Here is a 22469-nt window from a genome sequence, read left to right as displayed (position 1 = left end):
TTAGGCGTCAATACGGCTGAGCTCGTTGAACGCGTCTGAGACGAACCGAGCCGTAGGGTGGACGGCTATGCCGTCCACGCGTTCAGTAGTCGGCGAGATCACGTTGAACGCGTGGACGGGGAACCCGTCCACCCTACCTCTCACGCCATCATGGCCGCAGCCCCCGTTTGCGCACCGTCCCCCGGTCAGAACTTGTAGCGCAGGTTCAGATAATACTGACGACCGCTGACATCGAGCTTTTGCTGCTCTTCTTCGCTGTAGCGATATTGCGCGCGTTTGGCGTTGGTCAGGTTGGTCGCGCTGAACGCGAGCTCCAGGTTGTCGGTGAAGTAGTAGTTGGCCGACAGCGCCAGCGTCGTCACCGCATCGGCATACGTTGGCGCGGTTGGCATCGCCACGCCGTTGATGACGGTCAGGCCCTGGCTGTTGGCCGTTGGCGCCGGCGCCGTCGTGCTGTTGACGTACTCGCCGCGGTAGTTTGCAACCAGACGCGCCGACAGCTTGCGGTCTTCATAGTACAGACCCAGGTTGCCCGTCCATTCAGAGGCGCCCACCATCGGCCGGCCATCGTCGACCTTCGTCTTGGCGCGGCTGATGTTCGACGTGAAGCCGAAGTTGGTCTGCCCGAACGGCTGCTCGTACTGCAGCTCGATGCCGTTGATCTTGGCGCCCTGTTGCGACGCTGTGTTGATGAAGAAGGACTTGACGGTCTGGTCGCGCGGATCCTGCAGGTCGATCGTGGTGCTGCCCACGGCGCCCGTCTTCGGATAGCCGTCGATCGACGAATGGAACACGCTCAGCGCGACGATCGAGCGCGGTGCGAAGTACCACGACCACGACAGGTCGACGTTGTCGGCCGTTTGCGGTTCGAGGTCCGGATTCGGGCCCGTCACGCGGCAGCCATTGGCGTCGCAACCCGGCGTGCCGAAGCCGCTGCCCAGCAGGTTGTAGTTCTGGCGCCCGATCGTGCGGCTCACGCCAAAGCGCGCCAGCATGTCGTTACCCATGTCGTAACGCACGTTCAGGCTTGGCAGCCAGTTGTCGAAGGTGCGCTTGGTTGGCGTCTTGTAGTAAATGACGCCGGCCAGTGGATTGAACGGCGTGCCATCGTAGAACGGGGTCGCGTCGCCGGCATCGGTGATCGCGCCCGGATACGCGGCGCAGGTCACGGGCGCCTGGCCCGGTGCGACGCGCTGGCAGGCGCCAACGGGAATCGGCGTGGCGATATTGGCTTTTACTTCAGTGCGCGAAAAGCGCACGCCAACATTACCCGACCAGCGATCGCGTTCCAGGTTGGCCATCAGGTAGGCGGCGCTCTGGCGTTCCTGCATGTCGATCTCGGAACTCACGCGGCGCTCGAACGCGTCGCTCGTGACCTTGGTATTGCCCGCGATATAGTCCTTGATCGCTTCCGGCGTGTAGGTGAAGCCGGTGTTGTCCCAGCCGGCCGGGCCATCCAGGCCATTGCCGAAGTCGCCCGGGAACGCTTGCCAGCCGGTGGTTGGCGTCGGCGTATTGGACGTGACGCGGCCCGTGACCGGATCGAGCGTGATGCCATTGCGGAACGCCGGGCCGCGGCGCGCGCTGGTGCGCTTGTGATCCGAGAAGCGCACGCCACTTTCCAGCGACTGGAAGATGCCGCGGTCGACGCGGTATTCGGCGTCGAATTGCGCGCTCCATTCCTTGTCGACGGTGCGCACGCCCGAGGCGGCGCGGTCGACGATGGTGTAGCCGCTGCCGTCCGCGTTCAGGCCGGGCTGGTTGCCGCCGGCGTTCTGGTACTGAACGAACGGCGCGTCATGCAGGCTGCCGAGCGCGTAAGAGATACCGGTGCCGTAGCGGGCCAGCGTCAGGCCCTGATCGAGTTCGGTCGTGCCCACCCCGCGCGTACTCGAGAGCAGCGTCTTGATCGTGAGGTCATCATTGACGCGGTACTTGGCGTCCAGGTCGAGGAATGAGCTCTCGGCCTTGGCGCCGTCGCGGTAGAAGCCTTCCGAGTTGCCGACGTACTGGGGCGTGGTCCCGTTCGGGAACACGATGTCGGCGGCCTTGAGTACCTTGAGCTGGTTGCCGTAGACGGTGGTTTCGTTGACGATGACCGGATTGCGGATCTGCGCAAATACCTGCTGGCCGTTCGAATTCGTGTTGGCGGCAGCGGCGACGGTGCTGCCCAGCGGTGCGTTCTTCCCGAGCAGCATGGAGTAGATGGCGCTCGATGTCAGGCGGCCGTGGTTGTCGGCATCCATCGATGAATGAAAGCCCGTGAGCGTCACGTCGAGGTCGCGGTTCGGCTTGAACTGCAGCGACAGCATGCCGCCCTTGCGGTCACGCACCGATTCGACGAACTCCGAGCTCATCGAGCCCGGCAGACGCACACCGTTCAGGTCTGCTGCCGTGTAGCCGGTGCCGGCAAGCGATGCATCGGTGATGCCTTTCATCGTGCTGGTGTTGATCACGTCCCAGCCGCTGTTGGTGCCGTAGGCGAACCGCGAGACCGAATCGCGCCGCACGTAGCGCTTTTCGGCAAACAGCGCGGCCAGCACGCCGAAGGTGCCGGCCTCGTTCTTCCAGTTGACCGAGCCGTTCATGTCCGGCGCGTAGCGGCCTGGCAGGTCGGCGTAGCTGGCGCCGACGCTGATCACGCCCGACAGATTTTCCTTGGCCGACAAGGGCTTACGCGTGGAGACATTGATGGTGCCCGCCAGGCCGCCATCGACGATATTGGCCTGGGACGTCTTGTAGACGACTGCCTGCTGCAGCACGTGCGATGGCATCAGCGACAGGCTGGTCGAGCGCGAGCTCGAGCCCTGGTCGGCCACGTACCAGTCGGCGCTGCTGACGGCGTGGCCATTGAAGATGATCAGCGACATGTCCGGGTTGGTGCCGCGCATCGAGACTTTCTCGGCCTCGTCATAGTCGGTGCGCACCGCCACGCCGGCCAGGCGCTGCAGCGAATCGGCCAGGTTCTTGTCCGGCATCTTGCCAACGTCTTCGGCGGTGATCACCTCGACGTTGGCCGACGCATCGCGCTTGACCGCCAGCGACCGGGCCAGCGAGGCGCGGATGCCCGTCACTTCCACGGTCTGCATCGGCACGGCGGCTGGGGTCTCCTGGTCCTGCGCTTGCGCCTGCGCCAGCACTGGCAACGTGGCAAGGCTCCAGACGGCCATCGATACGGCCGCAGCAAGCGGCTTCTGCTTGAACATCATCTCTCTCCTGGGAAGGGTGCGATTCTTGGTAAAGTAAGGCAAATTTTTAAATGCTTGTGGCGAGTATTGATGATGAATTGCCATGATGAATAATCACTTGTGTTCGCTTTCGTATAACTGGGAGGAATGCATGTTTCCGCCGGGTCGCTCAGGTTATGGGCACCTACGCAGAATTCATTATCCCCAGCGCACACGCCGGATTAGCGTGACACTTTCCCTTCTTCCGAGATGACCGCCATGCGCCTTGCCTGCCTGCTTCTTGCCAGCGCCGTCCTGACCGGCTGCGCCAGCCCCCCTGCCGCCACGCCGCCGATCCCGGGCGCGCCACCGCCACCCACGCCGCTGGCGGCTCTGCTGGACAAGCCGATCTACAAGATGACGCCGTTCGAGACCGGCCAGTACATTCCGCACATGCAGAGCGCGCAGCCCGACCTGCGCAAGCGCATCGCCGCGATCGGCCGCCAGAACATCGGCCAGCCGTATTCGCTGAACCTGCTGGGCGAGTTCCCGTTCGAGATCCACGACAGCTTGCCGATGTACAGTCTCGAACAGAGCGATTGCGTCGTCTTTGCGGAACACACGTATGCGATGGCGCTGTCGCAATCGTGGGAAGAATTCTTCTGGATGCTGCAGCGGATCCGCTACCGCGACGGCGTGATCGGCGTGGCCACGCGCAACCATTACACCGAGCTGGACTGGAACGTGGCCAACCGCTGGCTGGTCACCGATATCAGCGCCGACCTGGCCGGCCCGAACGGCCCTGGCTACGACATGCGGGTCGACCGCGCGCGCTTCCTGCGCACGCGCCACAACACGGTGCGCGACATCCCCGTTGAAACGAGCCGCCAGACCTACGTGCCGAAAGACGGCGTGGCCGCCATTCTCGATCAGTTGCAGGAAGGCGACTTCGTCAACGTGATCTCGACCCGCAATGGTGAATACTGGGCGTCGCACGTGGGCCTGGTGGTGCTGGGTCCGAACGGCGAGCGGCATTTCCTGCATTCGTCGGCGCCGAAGGTGCGCGAAGAAACGTTCGCGTCGTACATGGCGCGGGTGGCAGGACGCGAAGCGGACAATGCGCGCGCCGGCAAGCCCGGCCAGATGCTGGCCGGCTTCAAGTTCCTGCGCCTGAACGAGACGATCACGGTGCCGCCAATGGCGCCGCAGCCGCGGCCTGGCCGGCCCGGCGCCTAATACATTGCTTTGCGTTCCCGGCTTGCCGGGCCGGGAACGTTGTCCCCTTCCGTTTGAATCTTCATTCAAGAAATAGGGAATTAGAAATTTAATTCCCTGATTCTATTTCTATTTTCATCAAACCGTTTAAATAACGCTCCATCGCTACTATCCCTGAGCGCTGTTGAGTGATCTCAATTCCGTCATGCAGCCGGGGTCGGATAATCAATTCGCAAATAACGGGTCATCAAATTCGTGGTAATTCGATCCGTATATCGGCGCAATCGCGGCGCTTTTTTTCTGGCATTTTCTCGAATCAATTTCTTGGAGTGCAATGCGGCCTGACGGCTCCTCTGCCTATAGCGTGGTGTCACATTAAAACTGGCAACGACGTTCAACGCAGACGCCTCGCTTATTTTCAAACATCATTTTTTCTTTTCGATCGGGTTATTTATTTTCGCATTCTTTTTATTCGCTTTTTGCCGTGCTGTTATTCAGTTGATTCAAAGTCAGTCACGCCTTTGATATCCCAGGCAGTACAGCGGCAATAACACGCTGCTGCACGATCAGCCTGAGAAATTGCCGGTTTTGATTTACCTGTTGTTGCCACTGTCACTGTCGAGGAAACCATGCGAGACGAGATCAAATCAGTTCACCTGGAGCAGCTGTTGACCCGGCTGCGTGAGCGCCACGCCGTGATCGGCATCATTGGCCTTGGCTACGTCGGGCTGCCACTCGCGCTGCGCTATGCAGCCGAAGGCTTTCACGTACTGGGGATCGACATCGACGCCGCCAAGGTCGACCAGCTCAACCGGGGCGAGAGCTATATCGCCCACATCAAGGGGCAGACAATCGCTGCGGCGCGCGCCGCCGGGCTGGTCGCCAGCAGCGACTTTTCGCGCGTCGTCGAAGCCGATGCCCTGATCATCTGCGTCCCCACGCCCCTGACCGCCTACCGCGAGCCCGATCTGTCGTACGTGATCGGCACCGTCGAGTCGCTACTGCCCCATATGCGCCCCGGGCAGTTGCTGTCCCTCGAAAGCACCACCTATCCCGGCACCACCGAAGAAGAACTGCGGCCCCGCCTGGAAGCGCGCGGCCTGCGCGTCGGCCACGATGTGTTCCTCGTGTTCTCGCCCGAACGCGAAGACCCCGGCAACCCCGACTTCAACACCCGCACCATCCCCAAGATTTGCGGCGGCTCCACCGACGCCTGCCTGGAAGCCGGCCTGGCCCTGTACCGGCAGGCGATCGACACCGTTGTCCCGGTCAGCTCGACCCGCGCGGCCGAGCTGACCAAACTGCTGGAAAACATTCACCGCGCTGTCAATATCGGGTTGGTCAACGAGATGAAAATCATCGCCGACCGCATGGACATCGACATCCACGAAGTCATCCGGGCCGCCGCCACCAAGCCATTCGGCTTCACCGCCTATTATCCTGGTCCGGGCCTGGGCGGGCACTGCATTCCGATCGACCCGTTCTATCTCACCTGGAAGGCGCGCCAGTTCGGGCTGCACACCCGCTTCATCGAGCTGGCCGGCGAGATCAACAGCGACATGCCGGCGTGGGTAATCGCCAAGGTGGCCGACGCGCTGAACAGCCGCAGCCGCGCCGTCATGGGCAGCCGCATCCTGGTGCTGGGTATCGCGTACAAGAAAGACGTCGAAGACATGCGCGAGTCACCCTCGGTGGCGCTGATGGAACTGCTGCGCGCGCGTGGCGCCGTGGTCGAGTATTCCGACCCCCATGTGCCGGTCTTTCCGCGCATGCGCGAGCATCACTTCGACCTGTCCAGCGTTGAACTCACACCAGCATCGCTCGCGTCCTATGACGTCGTGCTGCTGGCCACTGGCCACAGCGCCTTCGACTATGAACTCGTGCGCCAGAACGCCAGCCTGATCGTGGATACGCGCGGTGTGTTCCCGACCCGCTCGCCCAACGTCGTGCAGGCTTGAGACCAGGGACAAAGCATGCAATCCATCGACCCGCGATCGCAGGACGAGACGTCGCGCAGCCTGATCAACAGCCGCATCCAGGCCGTTCTCGACCACGGCCAGACCATCATGGGGCCTGAAGTCGCCGAACTCGAGCAACGCCTGGCCGACTATACGGGCGCGCGCCATTGCATCACTGCGTCCTCTGGTACCACGGCACTGGCGATCGCCCTGATGGCGCTTGGCGTCGGGCCAGGTGACGACGTCATCACCACGCCGTTTGCCGCCAGTGCGGCGGCCAAAGCAATCGTGCTGGTCGGCGCCAGGCCCGTGTTTGCCGACATCGAGCGCGCCACCTGTACGCTCGATCCGCAGCTGATCGAAGGAGCGATCACGCCGGCCACGCGCGCGGTCATCCCGGTCTCGCTGTACGGCCAGCCTCCCGACATGGACGCCATCAACGGCGTCGCCGCCCGCCACGGGCTGGCCGTGATCGAAGACGGCGCACAGAGTTTCGGCGCCACCTACCGCGGGCGCCAGAGCGGCAATCTGTCCACGATCGGCTGCACGAGCTTTTTCCCGACCAACCCACTCGGATGCTATGGCGATGGCGGCGCCCTGTTCACGAACGACGATGCGCTCGCGGGCGCGATGCGCAACATCCGCGTGCACCGTCAGGCGCGGCGCCATGCGCATCTCCGTGTTGGCCACGACGCGTGCATGGAAACGCTCCAATGCGCGATCGTGCTGGCCAGGCTGGAGCGGTTCGATTGGGATATCAGGCAGCGCCGCCGCATCGCGGCTGCGTACGACGAGATGCTGCAGCCGCATTTGCGTGTCATTGGCTGCCGGTCCGACCGCACCAGCGCCTGTGCGGGGTATGCGGTGCTGGTCGAGCAACGCGAGCAGGTGCGCGCCATCCTGGAGCATGCCGGCGTCCCGACTGCCGTGCACTACCCGGTGCCGGTCCACCGGCAACCTGCCTACGCCCGGCTGGCAGCCGGTGCGTCGTGCCCCGTCGCTGATGCGATGGCAGCGTTCCTGCTGAGCTTACCGATCGGACCGCACCTGGCGGCGGCAAATGTCCGTCATGCCGTCCAGTGTCTGCTGCACGCGACGGGGCCGCTGCAAGCGCGGGTCGTGGAATCGGTCGAGCTGCAGGGGTGACGCAACGACGATCGACCGGATGGCGTCACCGCATCTCTTCGACGAGCTTGAGTCCCTCGGCAAAGCGCCAGATACGGCGGATCTCGATCACGTCAAAGTTCGCGGCGACGTTCGGCGGAAACGCGGCGTAGCGGGCGTTCAGGCGCACGAAGCGGCGCACGGCATCGTCCATATCGACGCGGCCGCTTGAACGCACGATCGTGATCTCGTCGATACTGCCGTCGCTGCGCAGCGAGACGCTCACCAGGGGATCGATGCGAACGTCGCGCAGCGACAGGCGCGCGCCGCCGAGCACCGCGTTGCGCTCGAGTTTCTGACGCACGCTGTCGACGTACAAGCGCAGCGGCGCATCGCGCTCGCCGCCGTCGGCCACCACGCGGCGGTTGCCGGCTGGCCGGTCGCGCGGCAAGCCGGAGGCGTCCACATTCGGGATCGTGACCCCGCGCAGCAACTCGCGTGCGCGATTGCCGGGCAAGCCAGCCATGACGCCCGGCCCAGCTTGCATGCCTGCCCCGCTGCCGGTGCCCACGCCAGCGCCGTCCGTGCGCGCGGTGCCGCCGGCAGCGGCTGGTCCTGCGCCTGCCCCCGCAGCCGGTCCGGAAGCTTGCGCCTGCACGCGCTGCGCCGCCTGACGGGCCGCTTCTTCGGCAGCGCCCCGTGCCAGCCGCTCGGCGTCCACACGCGCCTGCTCGGCCGCTTGCTGGCGTGCGCGCTCCTCGGCGAGCCTGCGCTGCGCCAGGTCCTCGACGCGCTGGCGTTCGGCCGCTTGTTGGCGCGCCAGTTCCTCGGCCAACCTGCGCTGTGCGATGTCCTCGTTGCGCTGGCGTTCGGCCGCTAGCTCGCGTGCGCGCTCCTCGATCAGCCTGCGCTGTCCCAGTTCCTCGCTGCGTTGCCGCTCAGCCGCTTCCTGCACCACGCGCTGCGCGGCATCGTCGGCGCGCTGGCGTGCCTGTAACCGGGCCTGTGCCAGGGCTTCCTGCGTCGCCGCTTCCTGCGCCGCGCGCTGTGCAGCCAGATCGCGCGCTGCGGCGGCCTGTTGTTCACGCTGCACCAGCGCTTCCTGATCGCGCAGCGCTTGCTGCTGCACTTGCTGTTGCTGCTGCTGCTCGGCGAGCCTGCTTGCCTCGGCGGCGTTGCGTTGCGCATCCACCTGTGCCTGTGCCTGTGCCTGTGCCTGTGCCTGTGCCTGTGCCAGCCGCGCCTGCTCCTGCTCTCGCTGCAAGGCAAGCTCTTGCTGCAGCGCCTGCTCACGCGCTGCGCGCTCCGCCTCGGCATCCACGACAGGTTCAGCGGGGATGGGTATGTCGCTGGCAGCCACCTCTTCGGGCGCCTCAAGCAGCTCGACAACCGTTGGCGGCGGACCCGCGTCAACCTCGGGTAATGGCACCGCGACAGCGAACTCGGATTCCGGGTTGGCTTCCATGGCAATCACGGGCGTCGCCACGTCGCGCAGAACACGCTTGGGCGCAACTGTCGCTGGCCGACGCGGGCGTGGCTTCGGCGCCGCTGCAATCTGCTTGACGGGCTGGGGCGACGGCGGCGACGGTGGGGGCGGCAGATCGACCAGCCGCAAGCCGCGCGCAGGCGCCGGAGCCGGCGCTGGCGGGACAGCGGCGACGGGCGGCGCAGGCGGCGGCTGAACAGGCGTTGCAACCGTTGGCGTCGGTACAGCAGCGACGGTTGGCGCCGGCTCAGGTACAAGTGCGGGCAGAGGAAGCGCCGCTGGCGCGAGCACAACGCTCAGCGGTCCCCCACCGCCGGCATCGCCGCCCGGCACGCCGAACTGCAGCGACAATAGCGAGGCATGCAACAGCACCGAAATGGCAATACCGCCAACCAGGCGCCGGTTGCTGCGGGCGTGGCCGGCCTGGCGCGTGCTGGCGGTCGCAGGATGCATGGCGTCGTTAGGAGGTATTGTCAGGCTTGCATCTTAGCGTTAACGCGGCCGTATGGCGATCATGCCGCCTTGCCGGGCGTCCGGCTATTCGACGTGCCCGGCATGCCACCTACCAGCGCCGCCAGGCTGGTGCGTGCCTGCCACCACGGCGTGCCTTCCAGTGTCTGACTGCAGCTCGGGCATTCCTCGAATGGATTGCAATCGTGATCAAGCGCCACGTAATTCACGCCAACCACCGTCTTGCCCTGATAGCTGTCCACCCGACCGGCGCCCGCCTTGGCGCCAGGCTTGGCCGCACCGCCAGCCGAGGCAGAGGGGGAAGTCGATGCAGAAGCCGATGCAGCATCGATCCACTTGGCAAACGGCTCGGTGGCGACACCATCGGCCACATACCAGCGGCGGCGGCTGGGATTCCAGCGGGCGCCGAGCGCCTTGGCGGCGTCCTTTTCGGCGTAGGGGACGGTGAGAAAAACCATGTGCGAACTGCTCCGGGATCGATGTGCTTGCGGATTGCTATTCTACCGCGCCGGGCTGGTCGCCGGACCGGGCGAAGGACGCCAACCAGCACGGTACTCAAGGCTCCTTCTGGCGCCGGGCACATGTCGCATCGCTGTCACGCTGCTCGCGCCGGTCCTTGCGCCATGTATAGAGCAAGTTGCCGATGGTGCTCAGCAAGGCGCTGAACATGCCGATCAGCGCGCCGAGATCTGTCAGCGTCAAGTCGGTGGCCAGTCCGGCCAGGTTGGCGTCCATCAGACGCTGCAATGTTTCAATAATCATCGTGTCTCCCCTGTGCTTGCGGCGTTACCTGCACCGGCAAGCCCATGCCTACCCTGCGCCACATCAATGCGATGGATGAAAGTATAGGAAAACTATACCACAGCAGTAAAGAAAAGCTATACTTCAATGTATAGATTTCCTTTACCATACGCATATGGACCTACAAACAATGATTGCTAACTGGGTGAAAGAAGCGCGCACTGCGGCCGGCTTGTCTGGCACGGCGCTGGGCGCTCGTCTTGCGCTCGAACTCGGTACCGACCGTGGCCATACCAAGGCCAATATCTCGCACTGGGAAAATGAAAAACACAGCCCCAACCTGAAGCAGTTGCTGGCGATCTCCAGGGTGACCGGCTGCCGCCTTCCGGCAGAGATCCTGGCACCGCTGGGCGGTGGCCCGGCACATGACGGTGGCGCCCTGCCCGTTCTGCCTGGACTGCCCAGCTTGCCCAACCTGCTTCGCGTGGTGGCCGAAGGCGACGACGATGCTTTCGTGCCCATTCCAATGGTTAAGCTGCGCCTGTCAGCCGGTATCACCGGGTACCGGGCCGAACCGGAAGCACGCGATGGCGGCACGCTCGGCATGCGCCGCACCTGGCTGGAACGCAACCAGTACAGTCCCTCGCATCTGATCGCGATCTATGTCAAGGGCGAAAGCATGGAACCGTCGCTGTACGCCGGCGACATCGTTGTCATCAACACGCTCGACACCAAGCCGGTCGCCGGCGCCGTGTTCGCATTCAATTATGAGGGCGAAGCCGTCGTCAAGCGCCTGGCGCGCGAGGCAGCCCAGTGGTGGCTCACCTCCGACAACCCGGACCAACGCACCTACCACCGCAAGCCATGCCAGGGCGACGAATGCATCGTGATCGGCCGTGTCGTGCGCAAGGAAAGCGACCGCATCTGACAAGCGCCGCCGGCTGTCAGGCAAACACCTGCGGCGCCCGTTCCAGGATGCGCCGTAGTGCCGGATGGTGGACCCGGCGCTCGACGGTCACGGCGTAGACCTGCTCGACAATCGCGTCGATCACACCCACCGGCACCAGCCCGTATTGCGCGCATAGTGAGTCCACGAGCACGGTCGGGGCCGCCATGAAGCCTGCACCCGCGCCGGCAAATGCCCCGAGCAGCGCCCCGTCGTCGAATTCGCCAACGACGATCGGGCGCAGGCCCTGCGCCTCGAGCCACGCCATCAGCTGGCTGTGCAGCGCCGCGCCCTGCCCCGGCATCAAAAATGGCGCGCCTTTCAGGCGCTGCGGAAAGTCGCCTGCCCAGCGCTGGGACACGTCCGGGTGCGCCACGACCGTCACAGTGCTCGATCCAAGCAGATGACTGTGGCCGCGCACGGCGCCGCCGGGCGGCAAACCCTGGTCCGAGATCAGCAGGTCGAGGCGGTGCGCGCTGAGGTCTTCCATCAGATCGCCAAATCGCCCTTCGCGACAAACCAGGTGCATGGCGAGCCCGGCATCATGGGCAGGTTGCAGTAGCCGGAAGGCCATCGTTTTGGCGATCACGTCGCACAGGCCCACCCGCAGTGTCTCGGTCTCGGTGAACAGGCCACGCCGCACCGCCTGCTCCAGTTCATTGCCGAGGCTGAAGATCTGGTCCGTATAGCGCAGGACGGTCTTGCCAGCTTCGGTCAGCACCAGCCCGCGTCCCTTCTTGCGCAGGAGTTCCTCGCCAAACTGGTCTTCCAGCAGCTGCAATTGCGTGCTGATCGCTTGCGCCGAGACGTGCAACTGCTCGGCCGCGCGCACGACGCTGCCGGCGCTGGCGACTGCATGAAAGTACTGCAGGTGCTTGTAGTTCATTCGCCGTTACCACCAAAAATATTGAGAATTGCTAAAGATTATTCGATTTTACTTTAGCATTGCGCAATCGTATATTGGTGACTCAGTTCACATGAAGCGAGGAAGCAATGAGAAATTACCCAACCGACAGTCCCAAGGCCATGAGCCGCCTGCTGGCCCTGGCGATGATCGCCGACGGCCGCCTGGCGCCCCAGGAGCTCAAGACGCTGCACCGCAGCGGTGTACTCGAGGTACTGGGCGTGAGCGAGGACACGTTCGACGATGCCGCCGGCGAGCTGACCCAGGATCTGCTGGCGCACAGCACGAACCACGCTGCCGGCATGGTCGAAATCGAACCGGCGACGATCGACGCGCTGCTGGACGAAGTGCAGGATCCGGCGCTGCGCGCGCTGATGCTCAAGGGCATGCTGGAGATCGTGCGGGCCGACCAGATGATCGATCACCGCGAGCGTCGCCTGCTGCGCCGCGCGCTGGCGGCCTGGGGGGACGGCACCGAGCCGTTCCCGGCCGCAGCGTGATGACCGCAGCGCAGCACGCTTACAAAGCGTAACCATGTCGGCGGATTGGCGGATATGGCCCAGCCTATAATCGGACATCCCAATGCCCGAGGCCTGCCATGTCCGCCTACCCCACGCTGGATTTTCTGGATGACCTGACCCGGTCAGAAATGAACTGGGCCTGGCGCCTCGACCTCGATCCCGTGCGGGATCCCGAACTCGGCCAGTTCTACGGCCGCACCGCGCGCTACAGCACGACCGATCCGTATGCGGGCGAGGACGATATCTTCGTGTTCCACGCCACCGCCGGCATGGGTTACACGGTGCAAAGCGGCAGCTACTACGATCCCTTCCAGCTGCGCATTTACGACGACGCCGGCAATGCGATTGCCGCCGACGACGGCAGCGGCGCTTACGGCTACGACTACGCAGCGTTTACGGCGCCCTATACCGGCTGGTACTACATCGACGCCTCATGGGATCAGGATTATTACGACACCTATGCCAGCGTGAACGTGTACGAGAGCCGGTTCCCCACGACCACCCGAATCATCGGCACGGACGCGCACGACACCTTGTACGGCACGCGCACGAATGACATCGTCGATGGCGGCGCCGGCATCGATACCTTCGTGCTGGAAGGCCGACGCAACGAATACACCGTCAGCCTGCGCGATGGCGCGGTTACCGTGACCGATCTGGTCGGCTACGACGGCACCGATATCCTGCGCAGCGTCGAGCGCCTGTCGTTCGACGATGGCGCCTTCATCTCGTATGAAACGCAGGGCTTTCCTGCCGAGGCTTACCGCCTGTACCAGGCCGCATTCGATCGCACGCCCGACGCGGGCGGGCTAGGTTACTGGATCGGGCAAATGGGTCAGGGCCAGTCATTGCGGTCAGTGGCGCAGGCGTTTGTCGACTCGCCCGAATTCAAGAGCCAGTACGGCGCCGCGCCCACGGACGCCGCGCTCGTTACGGCGCTCTACGCGAACGTGCTGGACCGCGCGCCGGACGCCGCCGGCTTCGCGCACTGGCTCGGCGCGCTGGAGCGCGATGCGATTACCAAGGCCGACCTGGTCGTGCAATTTAGCGAAAGCGCGGAAAACCAGGCGCAGGTCGTCGGATCGTTGCAGGCTGGGTATGAGTTCATTGTGACGTGACGGGGACGAAGGACAAAGGATTAATCTACTGCAGGATAATTGAACCGGTGGCTCATACCTAGCTCCTGATGCTCCATAACTGCCGTTTGCAACTATCGCAATCTCTCAGCGGACTCAACTTTGTGTACAGATGCATTGCTATCGGTTGGCAGCAATTGCTAGTACGCAGCGCATCCACACGGCCAGCAGTCTTCAAATACAGAATATGGGCATACTCCCGAGTCGCCTTCCGGGAGAGCCCTCCGTTTTATTAGTCACTTCTCTTGGACAATACATACCACGCTCGCAGCAGATCGTCCTTGCTACTTAACCAATCGCATTCTCATCGAATTGTAGCGATCATGGATGAAGTTGATCAGGTACTTAGTCCAGCCCTGAAGCCAAGGCTCTGCACGAGTGGCTATTAATCCAGTGAAGACAAAAATTACAATGCTAACAGTTGCAAGCGCAACCCATCGATCAGCGCCATTCAGCACCATCCACCCCATCATTGTGCCGCCTACTATTTGATGGAGCAAATATAACGGATAGGTCATCATGCCCGCGATCTGGATTGCTTTAACCGTAACGCCTGACAGCCTGTGCAACCTTGCATTTGCACGCACAGAAAGAACGATAATCGCGATCGACGCTAGCCAAACAGCGCAGGGTATCGCTGCAGAGTAGTGAGTATTAAACTCATGGTTCACAATATTAGATTCTGCAACAATTTGGGCGCATCCTGACATACAAAACAAAATGATCCAAAAAATGTTTTTAACATCATGCTTTTTTATCAGTTCGGACCAGAGGAATACACCAAGAGCGAAGAACATACCATGATTTATCAACAGCAATTTAGGCAACCTATCTTCCAGCACCCACTTCAGTTCAGGGCCAAAAGAATGCATCTGTTCAATTCCGGTCAAGGCATGAAGTGCCCAGAACATTGAACTGACAACGCCGATCACTATTGCCAAAATCTTGATATTTTCAAACTTGAAAAATTTAATGAGAAAAAGTACTGCCGCATAAAACGAAATCTCAATGCCAAGCGTCCAATAAGAGCCATCAATCCAAGGAGCCCAAGGCAAGAATGCCATGCTGTGTCTGAATGCACGATACATATCTTCATGTTGGCGGAATCCAACTAGTATCGTTGCCAGCAAGGTAATGGGCGCGCAGATCCACACGGCAGGCCCAAGTCGAACAATCCGGCTCCGAAGGAAAGAGAATGCATTGGATTTCTCACCCGAAAATGCGATCACAAATCCTGAAATGACAAAAAAAATCTGGACACCGACCCAGCCGAATTAGTCGATTCGTAGAGTTCAGGGAATTTTACGACTCCCCTGCTCGCATTTCCAACCAGACCTCCTGGATTGATGCCCATCAGAAAACAATAGTGGAAAGCGACCACCAAACAGGCTGCTACGAATCGCAATATATCTAGTCCGAGGATGTGCTTAGCGTTGACTGCAGGTGGCAATTTCAATTCTCCTGATAATATTTTGATATTATCATAAATTTCCTTTGAGAACTACAGCGAAGTAAAATCAACTCACGCCGCCCACACGCGGCGCCGATATGAAGTTGGTGACATTCGCGCTAACCTAAACAAGACGTAAGCCTGCACTGGCAAGTGAGACATCATCAAATGGTCAACTGAGCTTACGGACACGGCTGAGACAGCGAAGGTTGTCACACCAGTCAATATATCGACCTGGCTTTTTTTACGTGCAAGGTTGAAGAATATTGATGAAGAATAGCGCGAGGCTGATCAAACAGCGCGATGCCCGAAAGTAGGCCCCTGAAAAATAGCCAAGTACTTGATTGAACTGAAGATGTTGGCCCGCCCTGAGGGAATCGAACCCCCGACCCACAGCTTAGAAGGCTGTTGCTCTATCCGACTGAGCTAAGGGCGGTGCAAAACGATGAGACCGGAAAACAAAACAGGCCGTCGATGACGGCCTGTTCTGATGAATCTTGCTGGTCGGAGTACAAGGATTCGAACCTTGGACCCCCTGGTCCCAAACCAGGTGCGCTACCGGGCTGCGCTACACTCCGCCGTGGGCAACATTATATGCCAATCATTCGCGAAGCGCCAGCCCTTGTGGGGCTCAATTCCAGCGCACCGCTCGCACTATTTATGCCGACAACTTGGCCGCAATCCGGTGCGCCAGGCTGTCAGCAAGTTCCGCCTCTTTCGCCTCGACCATCACGCGGATCAATGGCTCGGTGCCCGATGCGCGGATCAGCACGCGGCCGTTGTCGCCCAGCTCGCGCTCGACCGCTTCCTTCTCGGCGACCATCGCCGCATCGGCGGTCCAGTCGAAGCCTGGTGCGACTTTCTTGTTGATCAGGGTTTGCGGGAACAACGTGAGTTCGTTGCAGCATTCGGCCAGCGACTTGTTGCCGCGCACCAGCGCGGACAGCACTTGCAGGGCCGAGACGATGCCGTCGCCGGTGGTGTGCTTGTCCAGTGCCAGCAGGTGGCCCGAACCTTCGCCGCCGAACAGCCAGCCACGCTCTCTCATGACTTCGAGCACGTAGCGGTCGCCGACCTTGGCGCGCGCAAAGCCGATGCCCATTTCCTTGAACGCCACTTCGAGCGCCATATTCGTCATCAGGGTGCCCACGGCGCCAGCCACGGGGCCGGTGCTCATGCGGTCGCGCACCATCACGTATAACAGCTCATCGCCGTTATAGACGCGGCCGGTGGCGTCGACCATGATCAGGCGATCAGCGTCGCCGTCGAGCGCGATGCCCAGGTCGGCCTTGTTGGCCACGACGGCTTCGGACAGCGCTTGCGGCGCGGTGGCGCCGAAGCCGGCGTTGATGTTGAAGCCGTCCGGCTGGGCGCCAATGGAAATGACTTCTGCGCCCAGTTCATGGAACACGTGCGGAGCGATGTTGTAGGCGGCGCCGTGGGCGCTGTCGACGACGATCTTCAGGCCGCGCAGGTCGAGCTCGTTCGGGAACGTGCTCTTGCAGAACTCGATGTAGCGGCCCTGGGCGTCGCGCAGGCGCGATACGCGGCCGAGCTTGTCCGACGACACGCAGCCCATCGGCTGGTCGATCGCATCTTCGATTTCCAGTTCCACTGCGTCCGGCAGCTTGGTGCCGTGGCCAGAGAAGAACTTGATGCCATTGTCCTGGAACGGGTTGTGCGAGGCCGAGATCACGACGCCGGCCTGCAGGCGCAGTGCACGCGTCAGGTAAGCGATGGCTGGGGTCGGCATCGGGCCGGCCAGCATGACGTCGACGCCGGCAGCCGAGAAGCCCGACTCCAGCGCGGCCTCGAGCATATAGCCCGAGATGCGGGTGTCCTTGCCGATCAGGACGACGGGGCGGCCGCTGCTCGATTTTTTGCCCTTTGCCAGCACGGTGCCGGCAGCGTAGCCAAGGCGCATGACGAAATCAGGGGTGATCGGTGCTGCGCCCACGAGGCCGCGAATGCCATCGGTGCCGAAATATTTCCGTGCCATCTAGTTCTCTTTTCTCTTATTAAAACGAATTTTTATGGATGCATGGCCGCGTGCCATACCTTCAGCGCATCGACCGTCTCCGCAACATCATGCACACGCACGATTCTAGCGCCCTGCGCTACCGCAGCCAATGCCGCGCCGACACTACCGGCAGTGCGCTGCTCGACCGGACGGCCAGTGACGGCGCCGATCATCGACTTGCGTGACATGCCGGCCAGCACGGGCAAGCCAAGTTCATCCCGGATGCGGCCCAGGCCGCGCAGCAACGCGTAGTTGTGCTCGACCGTCTTGCCAAAGCCGAAGCCCGGGTCGACGCAGATGCGGCTGCGCTCGATGCCGGCCGCCGTCATCGCGTCGACGCGTGCGTTCAGGAACGCAATCACGTCACCCACGACGTCATCATACCGGGGCGCCTGCTGCATGGTGGCTGGCGTGGCTTGCATGTGCATCACGCACAGGCCGCAGTCGCTGTCCTGCACCGCTTCCAGCGCGCCCGGTGTGCGAAAACCGTTGACGTCGTTGATCATGTCGGCGCCGGCGATCAGCGCCTCGCGCATCACTTCAGGCTTGGTGGTGTCGACCGATAAGGCGACGTCCAGCGTGCGCAGCGCGTACAGCGTCGGCATTACCCGGCGCAATTCTTCATCGAGGGGGACGCCAGGGGAGCCAGGGCGGGTCGACTCGCCGCCGATGTCAATCATCGTCGCGCCATCGCGGATCATCGCCTCGGCGTGCGTCAGCGCGAATTCCAGGCCCTGGTAGCGACCGCCGTCGGAAAACGAATCCGGCGTGATGTTCAGGATGCCCATTACGACAGGCTCGAGGGACGCGGCGCCATCGAGCGCGAAGCTGAACTGGCCGCATTGCAGTGTCTTGTTCATGGTGTCAGTAGTACGGGCGCCGCAGGCTGCTCAGTAAGTCAAAGCAGCAAGCGCGCCATCATGAAAAAAGGCACCCTTGCGGGTGCCTTCATGGGGTAGCGCGAGCGTCAGGCTGGTGCGGTGGCGTTTGGTGCCACACCGCCAGGGCCGCTGTCGCCTGGCGGCGTGCGCTTGGTCAGCACCGTCGTTGGCTTGCGTGGCTCCTGGCCGGCCATGATGTCGTTGATCTGGTCGGCATCGATGGTTTCCCAGTCGAGCAGCGCCTTCGTCATCATTTCGACCTTGTCGCGGTTCTCTTCCAGCAGGCGACGCGCCAGGGCGTACTGCGTGTCGAGAATCGCACGGATTTCGGCGTCGACCTTTTGCTGGGTCGCTTCCGAAATGGTTTTGGTAGCGCCGCCGAAGAAGCCTTCGTTCTCGCTGTCTTCGTAGACCATCACGCCCATGCTGTCGGACATGCCGAAGCGGGTCACCATCGAGCGCGCCAGCTTGGTCGCACGCGAAAAGTCATTCGATGCGCCGGTGGACATCTGACCGACGAAGATCTCTTCGGCGATACGGCCACCGAACAGAATCGAGATTTCCTCGAGCATCTTGTCTTTGTAGCCAGACAGGGCATCGTGCTCAGGCAGCTGCCAGGTCAGGCCCAGCGCATAACCGCGCGGCATGATCGTGACCTTATGCACTGGATCGGCCTTTGGCAACAGCTTGGCGATCACCGCGTGGCCCGACTCGTGGTAGGCCGTGTTACGGCGCTCTTCTTCACGGATGACCATCGACTTGCGCTCTGGACCCATGAAGATCTTGTCTTTTGCATCTTCGAAATCGATCATCTCGACCAGGCGCTTGCTGCGGCGGGCTGCGAACAGCGCGGCTTCATTGACCAGATTGGCCAGATCGGCGCCCGAGAATCCAGGCGTACCGCGGGCCAGGATGTCGGACTTGACGTCGGTGCCGATTGGCACTTTGCGCATGTGCACGTTCAGGATCTGTTCGCGGCCGCGGATATCCGGCAGGCCCACCATCACCTGACGGTCGAAACGGCCCGGACGCAGCAGCGCTTTGTCCAGCACATCGGCGCGGTTGGTGGCAGCGATGACGATCACGCCCGATTGCGCTTCAAAGCCATCCATCTCGACCAGCAGCTGGTTCAGCGTCTGTTCGCGCTCGTCGTTGCCGCCGCCCATGCCGGCGCCGCGGTGACGACCGACTGCGTCGATCTCATCGATGAAAATGATGCACGGCGAATGCTTCTTGGCATTCTCGAACATGTCACGGACACGGCTTGCACCAACGCCCACGAACATCTCGACGAAGTCGGAACCCGAGATCGAGAAGAACGGCACTTTGGCTTCGCCAGCGATGGCGCGGGCCAGCAGTGTCTTACCGGTACCCGGAGGACCGACCATCAGCACGCCGCGCGGGATACGGCCGCCCAGCTTCTGGAACTTGGTTGGATCGCGCAGGAAGTCGACGATTTCGGAGACTTCTTCTTTCGCTTCATCGCAACCGGCGACGTCCGAGAACGTCACGGTGTTGTTGGTTTCGTCGAGCATGCGGGCCTTCGACTTGCCGAAGGAGAACGCGCCGCCCTTGCCGCCACCCTGCATCTGACGCATGAAGAACACCCACACGCCGATCAAGAGAAGCATCGGGAACCACGAGATGAAGACCTGTTGCAGGAACGAAGGCTCTTCTGGTGGCTTGACGTCGAAGCGCACGCCGTATTCGCGCAGGTCGCCGATCAGGCCGCGGTCGAGACCGGTGGCGGTCGCGCGCACCTTGGTGTCATCAGCGCGCGTGGCGGTGATGTTGGTGCCCTCGATCAGGACTTCCTTGATGCGGCGCGACTTCACTTCATCGAGCAACTCGGAATAAGCGATGGTCTTGCTGCCGCCAGCGACGCTGTGGGTGTCAAACTGCTTGAACAGCATGAACAACAGCAGCGCGACGACCACCCAGATGGCGGATTTGGAAAACATATTATTCACGAGCACTCCTCCGATGCGTACGCATCTCTACCGATTTCAGTATTCTGATTTTACCCGCAATAGGCCAACGCTGCCACGCAACTCCGGCCTTAGTGTCGAAATACCATCGAATGACTGTCTTATTCATTCCCGACATCGCCGACTGCCCGAAACGCAGTCGCAATACAAGGGATCACGCGGCAGATGTGGTGGCCGCGCGGCTGAATTTCAAGGGGCGATCTGTCGCCACACGCCAATTACACGCTTGGATTTTTCAGACCTCTGCCCAGCAGGAAAATCTCGGACGATTTATCGCGGCTGGCCTTCGGTTTGATTTGCTTCACGGTCGTAAACTCAAGCCGGAATTTCTCCAGGATCTGGGTAAAACCCATGTCCTTGAAACACTTCACCAGGAGCGCGCCGCCCGGCTTCAGATGCGCCTGCGAGAATTCGATCGCCAGATCGATCAGATGTTCCATGCGGGCGGCGTCGGCATGGCCGATACCCGACAGGTTCGGCGCCATGTCCGACAGCACCACGTCGACCTTGCGATCGGCCAGCACGACGTCGAGCTGCGTCAGCACCTCTTCTTCGCGGAAGTCGCCCTGGATATATTGAACATCGGCGACCGGTTCCATTGGCAAAATATCCAGGCCAATGATGGTGCCGTGGATGCCGCCGCCGTCCTTGCCGGCCAGCTTGCGCCGCGTGTACTGGGCCCAGCTACCTGGCGTGCAGCCAAGGTCAACCACAACATTGCCCGACTTGATGAGTTTCTCGGCCTCGTCGATTTCTTTCAGTTTGTAGGCGGCACGGGCGCGGTAGCCCTCTTTTTGCGCGAGTTTGACATAGGGATCGTTAATATGGTCGTGTAACCAGTTTTTGTTTAATTTGTTCTTGGCCATTCGCGTAGAATACTGCTTTTATAGGTCCATCAAAAATTTATTATGCTTAAACTCACTCCGGCCGAGCGCAGTGCTCTGCGCGCAGAAGCCCACGGGCTCAATCCTGTTGTCATGATCGGCGCCGACGGCCTGACCGAATCCGTGATGAAGGAAGTCGCCAACAGCCTCGACTCGCACGGCCTGATCAAGGTGCGCGTGTTCGGTGACGACCGCGAAGCGCGCGTTGCCATGTACGACAAGATCAGCGCCGACCTCGACGCGGCCCAGGTCCAGCACATCGGCAAACTGCTGGTGCTGTACCGTCCGAAGGTCGAGACGGCCAAAGAACGCAGCAGCAAGGCCGGCCCGGGCATGCGCGAAGTCACGATCGTCAAGGCCAGCGCCAGCGGCACCAAGAAGCCGAGCGTCACCAAGGTCATGCTCAAGGGTAACGAGCGCGTCACGGCAGGCGGCAACATCAAGCGCGCCAAGCCGCGTCAGACCAGCTCCAAGAAGAGCTCGCTGAACAAGTAAAAAAAACCGGGGCAACCCGGTTTTTTTATGAGCGTAGGGTGGACGGCTCCGCCGTCCACGCGTTCAATCAAAGACAGCAAGCCGCCGCACCGAAACAGAAGCCAGCGTTAAAAATCACCGCAGCTTGACGAGCAACCACGCCCCCAGCACGCTCTGGATCATGTGAAACACCTGCGACACGCCATGCATGACGGCAAACTGCGTCCAGTACGGCGACGCACGCACCCCAGCCTCACCGGCCAGCACGCGCAAATGCGCCATCCCGGGCTGCAAGCCCACGAAGATCACCAGCGCGCACGCCAGCATCGCGATCACGAGCCAGCCCAGAAAGCGCCGGCGCGGCGCGGCAAGATCGGTCGAGCGCCACAGCAACAGCGCCAGCACGACCGCGCAGCCGATCGACAGCCACGCCTGACGCGTGAGCAGCACGGCAACCAGATCGCCGGCCTGGCCGCTTCCCAGCACCTTGAACGCCGCTGGCGCCGCGATATAGCCCAGCGCCCACAGGCTGCCGGTCCACAGCGCCGCCACCAGCAGGCGTGCCGCCGGCAAGCGCCCTGCCCGGCCCGGCACCTGACCTGCTGCGAGCCCCTGCGCGCCGCTGTCCATCAGATGTAGCGCACTTCCAGGATTTCGTATTCGCGCGGGCCGGACGGCGCCTGCACTTCAACGACGTCGCCGGCGTATTTGCCGATCAGCGCGCGCGCGATCGGCGACGTGATCGAAACCTTGTTCATCTTGAGGTCGGCCTCGTCCATGCCGACGATCTGGTACGTGACCTTCTGGCTCGAATCGAGGTCTTCCAGGTCGACGGTGGCGGCGAACACCACGCGGCCTTCGGCGTCGAGCGTGGTCGGGTCGATCACCTGCGAGGTGCTCAGCTTGCTTTCCAGCTCTGCGATGCGGCCTTCGACGAACGCCTGGCGTTCCTTGGCGGCGTCGTATTCGGCATTCTCGGACAGGTCGCCATGCGAACGCGCTTCGGCGATCGCGTCGATCACGCTGCGGCGTTCCTTCGTCTTGAGCTGGTGCAGCTCTTCTTTCAGGAGTTCTGCGCCGAATTTGGTCAGTGGTGTGGTCATGGTTCTCTGCTTGGTTTGTT

The 22469-nt window shown here is 62.1% G+C and carries 19 protein-coding genes and 2 tRNA genes; 7 read left to right on the top strand and 14 right to left on the bottom strand.

Going from position 1 to position 22469, the window contains the following annotated elements; translation table 11 throughout:
• Positions 1-185: 185 nt before the first annotated feature.
• Positions 186-3209, bottom strand: coding sequence for a TonB-dependent receptor (locus ACZ0AJ_RS06065; RefSeq protein ID WP_499454209.1), 3024 nt, complete (start codon positions 3207-3209; stop codon positions 186-188).
• Between the two features lie 237 nt (positions 3210-3446).
• Here ACZ0AJ_RS06065 and ACZ0AJ_RS06060 point away from each other — a divergent pair, with 237 nt between their 5' ends.
• From ACZ0AJ_RS06060 to ACZ0AJ_RS06050, 3 genes are all read left to right on the top strand, one after another.
• Positions 3447-4403: an N-acetylmuramoyl-L-alanine amidase-like domain-containing protein gene (locus ACZ0AJ_RS06060; RefSeq protein WP_499454207.1), complete on the top strand. Its 957-nt coding sequence runs from the start codon at positions 3447-3449 to the stop codon at positions 4401-4403.
• Positions 4404-5011: 608 nt separating this feature from the next.
• Entirely contained in the window at positions 5012-6340 is a 1329-nt protein-coding gene (locus ACZ0AJ_RS06055; protein WP_499454205.1) for a nucleotide sugar dehydrogenase, read from the top strand.
• Positions 6341-6355: 15 nt separating this feature from the next.
• Positions 6356-7486, top strand: coding sequence for a DegT/DnrJ/EryC1/StrS family aminotransferase (locus ACZ0AJ_RS06050; RefSeq protein WP_499453138.1), 1131 nt, complete (start codon positions 6356-6358; stop codon positions 7484-7486).
• 25 nt (positions 7487-7511) lie between these two features.
• Here ACZ0AJ_RS06050 and ACZ0AJ_RS06045 read toward each other — a convergent pair whose 3' ends face one another.
• From ACZ0AJ_RS06045 to ACZ0AJ_RS06035, 3 genes are all read right to left on the bottom strand, one after another.
• Positions 7512-9383 (bottom strand): energy transducer TonB, encoded by a 1872-nt coding sequence (locus ACZ0AJ_RS06045; protein ID WP_499454203.1) that lies wholly within the window; start codon positions 9381-9383, stop codon positions 7512-7514.
• A gap of 59 nt (positions 9384-9442) precedes the next feature.
• On the bottom strand, positions 9443-9859 hold the full coding sequence (locus ACZ0AJ_RS06040) for a DUF5710 domain-containing protein (RefSeq protein WP_499453135.1): 417 nt from the start codon (positions 9857-9859) through the stop codon (positions 9443-9445).
• A gap of 97 nt (positions 9860-9956) precedes the next feature.
• Entirely contained in the window at positions 9957-10163 is a 207-nt protein-coding gene (locus ACZ0AJ_RS06035; RefSeq protein ID WP_499453134.1) for a holin, read from the bottom strand.
• A gap of 169 nt (positions 10164-10332) precedes the next feature.
• On the opposite strand from ACZ0AJ_RS06035, the gene ACZ0AJ_RS06030 reads away from it, so the two are divergent.
• Complete coding sequence (locus tag ACZ0AJ_RS06030) at positions 10333-11070, top strand: S24 family peptidase (protein ID WP_499453132.1); 738 nt, start codon at positions 10333-10335, stop codon at positions 11068-11070.
• Between the two features lie 16 nt (positions 11071-11086).
• On the opposite strand, the gene ACZ0AJ_RS06025 is transcribed toward ACZ0AJ_RS06030, so the two are convergent.
• Positions 11087-11974: a LysR family transcriptional regulator gene (locus ACZ0AJ_RS06025; RefSeq protein ID WP_499453130.1), complete on the bottom strand. Its 888-nt coding sequence runs from the start codon at positions 11972-11974 to the stop codon at positions 11087-11089.
• Between the two features lie 107 nt (positions 11975-12081).
• Here ACZ0AJ_RS06025 and ACZ0AJ_RS06020 point away from each other — a divergent pair, with 107 nt between their 5' ends.
• Positions 12082-12492, top strand: coding sequence for a tellurite resistance TerB family protein (locus tag ACZ0AJ_RS06020; RefSeq protein ID WP_499453128.1), 411 nt, complete (start codon positions 12082-12084; stop codon positions 12490-12492).
• Positions 12493-12590: 98 nt separating this feature from the next.
• The gene (locus ACZ0AJ_RS06015) at positions 12591-13631 is read left to right on the top strand and encodes a DUF4214 domain-containing protein (RefSeq protein WP_499453126.1); all 1041 of its coding nucleotides are present in this window, start codon (positions 12591-12593) and stop codon (positions 13629-13631) included.
• 302 nt (positions 13632-13933) lie between these two features.
• Here ACZ0AJ_RS06015 and ACZ0AJ_RS06010 read toward each other — a convergent pair whose 3' ends face one another.
• The 7 genes from ACZ0AJ_RS06010 to ACZ0AJ_RS05980 all read right to left on the bottom strand — a co-directional run bounded on the left by ACZ0AJ_RS06010 (position 13934) and on the right by ACZ0AJ_RS05980 (position 20854).
• A complete protein-coding gene (locus ACZ0AJ_RS06010; RefSeq protein WP_499456737.1) occupies positions 13934-14902 on the bottom strand; it encodes an acyltransferase family protein in 969 nt (322 codons plus the stop codon).
• Positions 14903-15458: 556 nt separating this feature from the next.
• Positions 15459-15535 (bottom strand) — tRNA-Arg (locus tag ACZ0AJ_RS06005).
• A 65-nt stretch (positions 15536-15600) separates the two neighbouring features.
• Positions 15601-15677 (bottom strand) — tRNA-Pro (locus ACZ0AJ_RS06000).
• A gap of 80 nt (positions 15678-15757) precedes the next feature.
• The gene (glmM, locus tag ACZ0AJ_RS05995) at positions 15758-17098 is read right to left on the bottom strand and encodes a phosphoglucosamine mutase (protein ID WP_499454200.1); all 1341 of its coding nucleotides are present in this window, start codon (positions 17096-17098) and stop codon (positions 15758-15760) included.
• Positions 17099-17130: 32 nt separating this feature from the next.
• A complete protein-coding gene (gene folP, locus ACZ0AJ_RS05990; protein ID WP_499453125.1) occupies positions 17131-17979 on the bottom strand; it encodes a dihydropteroate synthase in 849 nt (282 codons plus the stop codon).
• 107 nt (positions 17980-18086) lie between these two features.
• On the bottom strand, positions 18087-19970 hold the full coding sequence (gene ftsH, locus ACZ0AJ_RS05985; protein ID WP_258837589.1) for an ATP-dependent zinc metalloprotease FtsH: 1884 nt from the start codon (positions 19968-19970) through the stop codon (positions 18087-18089).
• A 236-nt stretch (positions 19971-20206) separates the two neighbouring features.
• Positions 20207-20854: an RlmE family RNA methyltransferase gene (locus ACZ0AJ_RS05980; protein WP_183551130.1), complete on the bottom strand. Its 648-nt coding sequence runs from the start codon at positions 20852-20854 to the stop codon at positions 20207-20209.
• A 42-nt stretch (positions 20855-20896) separates the two neighbouring features.
• Here ACZ0AJ_RS05980 and yhbY point away from each other — a divergent pair, with 42 nt between their 5' ends.
• Positions 20897-21367, top strand: a complete 471-nt coding sequence (gene yhbY, locus ACZ0AJ_RS05975; RefSeq protein WP_183551125.1) for a ribosome assembly RNA-binding protein YhbY — start codon at positions 20897-20899, stop codon at positions 21365-21367.
• A 114-nt stretch (positions 21368-21481) separates the two neighbouring features.
• On the opposite strand, the gene ACZ0AJ_RS05970 is transcribed toward yhbY, so the two are convergent.
• Together ACZ0AJ_RS05970 and greA are read right to left on the bottom strand one after the other, a co-directional pair.
• On the bottom strand, positions 21482-21976 hold the full coding sequence (locus ACZ0AJ_RS05970; RefSeq protein ID WP_499453123.1) for a DUF4149 domain-containing protein: 495 nt from the start codon (positions 21974-21976) through the stop codon (positions 21482-21484).
• A complete protein-coding gene (gene greA, locus ACZ0AJ_RS05965) occupies positions 21976-22449 on the bottom strand; it encodes a transcription elongation factor GreA (RefSeq protein WP_183551119.1) in 474 nt (157 codons plus the stop codon). The genes ACZ0AJ_RS05970 and greA overlap by 1 nt, the downstream gene beginning before the upstream one ends.
• Between the last annotated feature and the right edge of the window lie 20 nt (positions 22450-22469).

Source organism: Telluria sp. AC161 (assembly GCF_979258535.1).
Note: the sequence above shows the minus strand (reverse complement) of the source record. Positions and strands in the feature narration are given on the sequence as shown.

Excerpts from the sequence above, each read along its gene's own strand:
- ACZ0AJ_RS06065 (WP_499454209.1), bottom strand. The coding sequence starts at position 3,209 with ATGATGTTCAAGCAGAAGCCGCTTGCTGCGGCCGTATCGATGGCCGTC.
- ACZ0AJ_RS06060 (WP_499454207.1), top strand. The coding sequence starts at position 3,447 with ATGCGCCTTGCCTGCCTGCTTCTTGCCAGCGCCGTCCTGACCGGCTGC.
- ACZ0AJ_RS06055 (WP_499454205.1), top strand. The coding sequence starts at position 5,012 with ATGCGAGACGAGATCAAATCAGTTCACCTGGAGCAGCTGTTGACCCGG.
- ACZ0AJ_RS06050 (WP_499453138.1), top strand. The coding sequence starts at position 6,356 with ATGCAATCCATCGACCCGCGATCGCAGGACGAGACGTCGCGCAGCCTG.
- ACZ0AJ_RS06045 (WP_499454203.1), bottom strand. The coding sequence starts at position 9,383 with ATGCATCCTGCGACCGCCAGCACGCGCCAGGCCGGCCACGCCCGCAGC.
- ACZ0AJ_RS06040 (WP_499453135.1), bottom strand. The coding sequence starts at position 9,859 with ATGGTTTTTCTCACCGTCCCCTACGCCGAAAAGGACGCCGCCAAGGCG.
- ACZ0AJ_RS06035 (WP_499453134.1), bottom strand. The coding sequence starts at position 10,163 with ATGATTATTGAAACATTGCAGCGTCTGATGGACGCCAACCTGGCCGGA.
- ACZ0AJ_RS06030 (WP_499453132.1), top strand. The coding sequence starts at position 10,333 with ATGATTGCTAACTGGGTGAAAGAAGCGCGCACTGCGGCCGGCTTGTCT.
- ACZ0AJ_RS06025 (WP_499453130.1), bottom strand. The coding sequence starts at position 11,974 with ATGAACTACAAGCACCTGCAGTACTTTCATGCAGTCGCCAGCGCCGGC.
- ACZ0AJ_RS06020 (WP_499453128.1), top strand. The coding sequence starts at position 12,082 with ATGAGAAATTACCCAACCGACAGTCCCAAGGCCATGAGCCGCCTGCTG.
- ACZ0AJ_RS06015 (WP_499453126.1), top strand. The coding sequence starts at position 12,591 with ATGTCCGCCTACCCCACGCTGGATTTTCTGGATGACCTGACCCGGTCA.
- glmM (WP_499454200.1), bottom strand. The coding sequence starts at position 17,098 with ATGGCACGGAAATATTTCGGCACCGATGGCATTCGCGGCCTCGTGGGC.
- folP (WP_499453125.1), bottom strand. The coding sequence starts at position 17,979 with ATGAACAAGACACTGCAATGCGGCCAGTTCAGCTTCGCGCTCGATGGC.
- ACZ0AJ_RS05980 (WP_183551130.1), bottom strand. The coding sequence starts at position 20,854 with ATGGCCAAGAACAAATTAAACAAAAACTGGTTACACGACCATATTAAC.
- yhbY (WP_183551125.1), top strand. The coding sequence starts at position 20,897 with ATGCTTAAACTCACTCCGGCCGAGCGCAGTGCTCTGCGCGCAGAAGCC.
- ACZ0AJ_RS05970 (WP_499453123.1), bottom strand. The coding sequence starts at position 21,976 with ATGGACAGCGGCGCGCAGGGGCTCGCAGCAGGTCAGGTGCCGGGCCGG.
- greA (WP_183551119.1), bottom strand. The coding sequence starts at position 22,449 with ATGACCACACCACTGACCAAATTCGGCGCAGAACTCCTGAAAGAAGAG.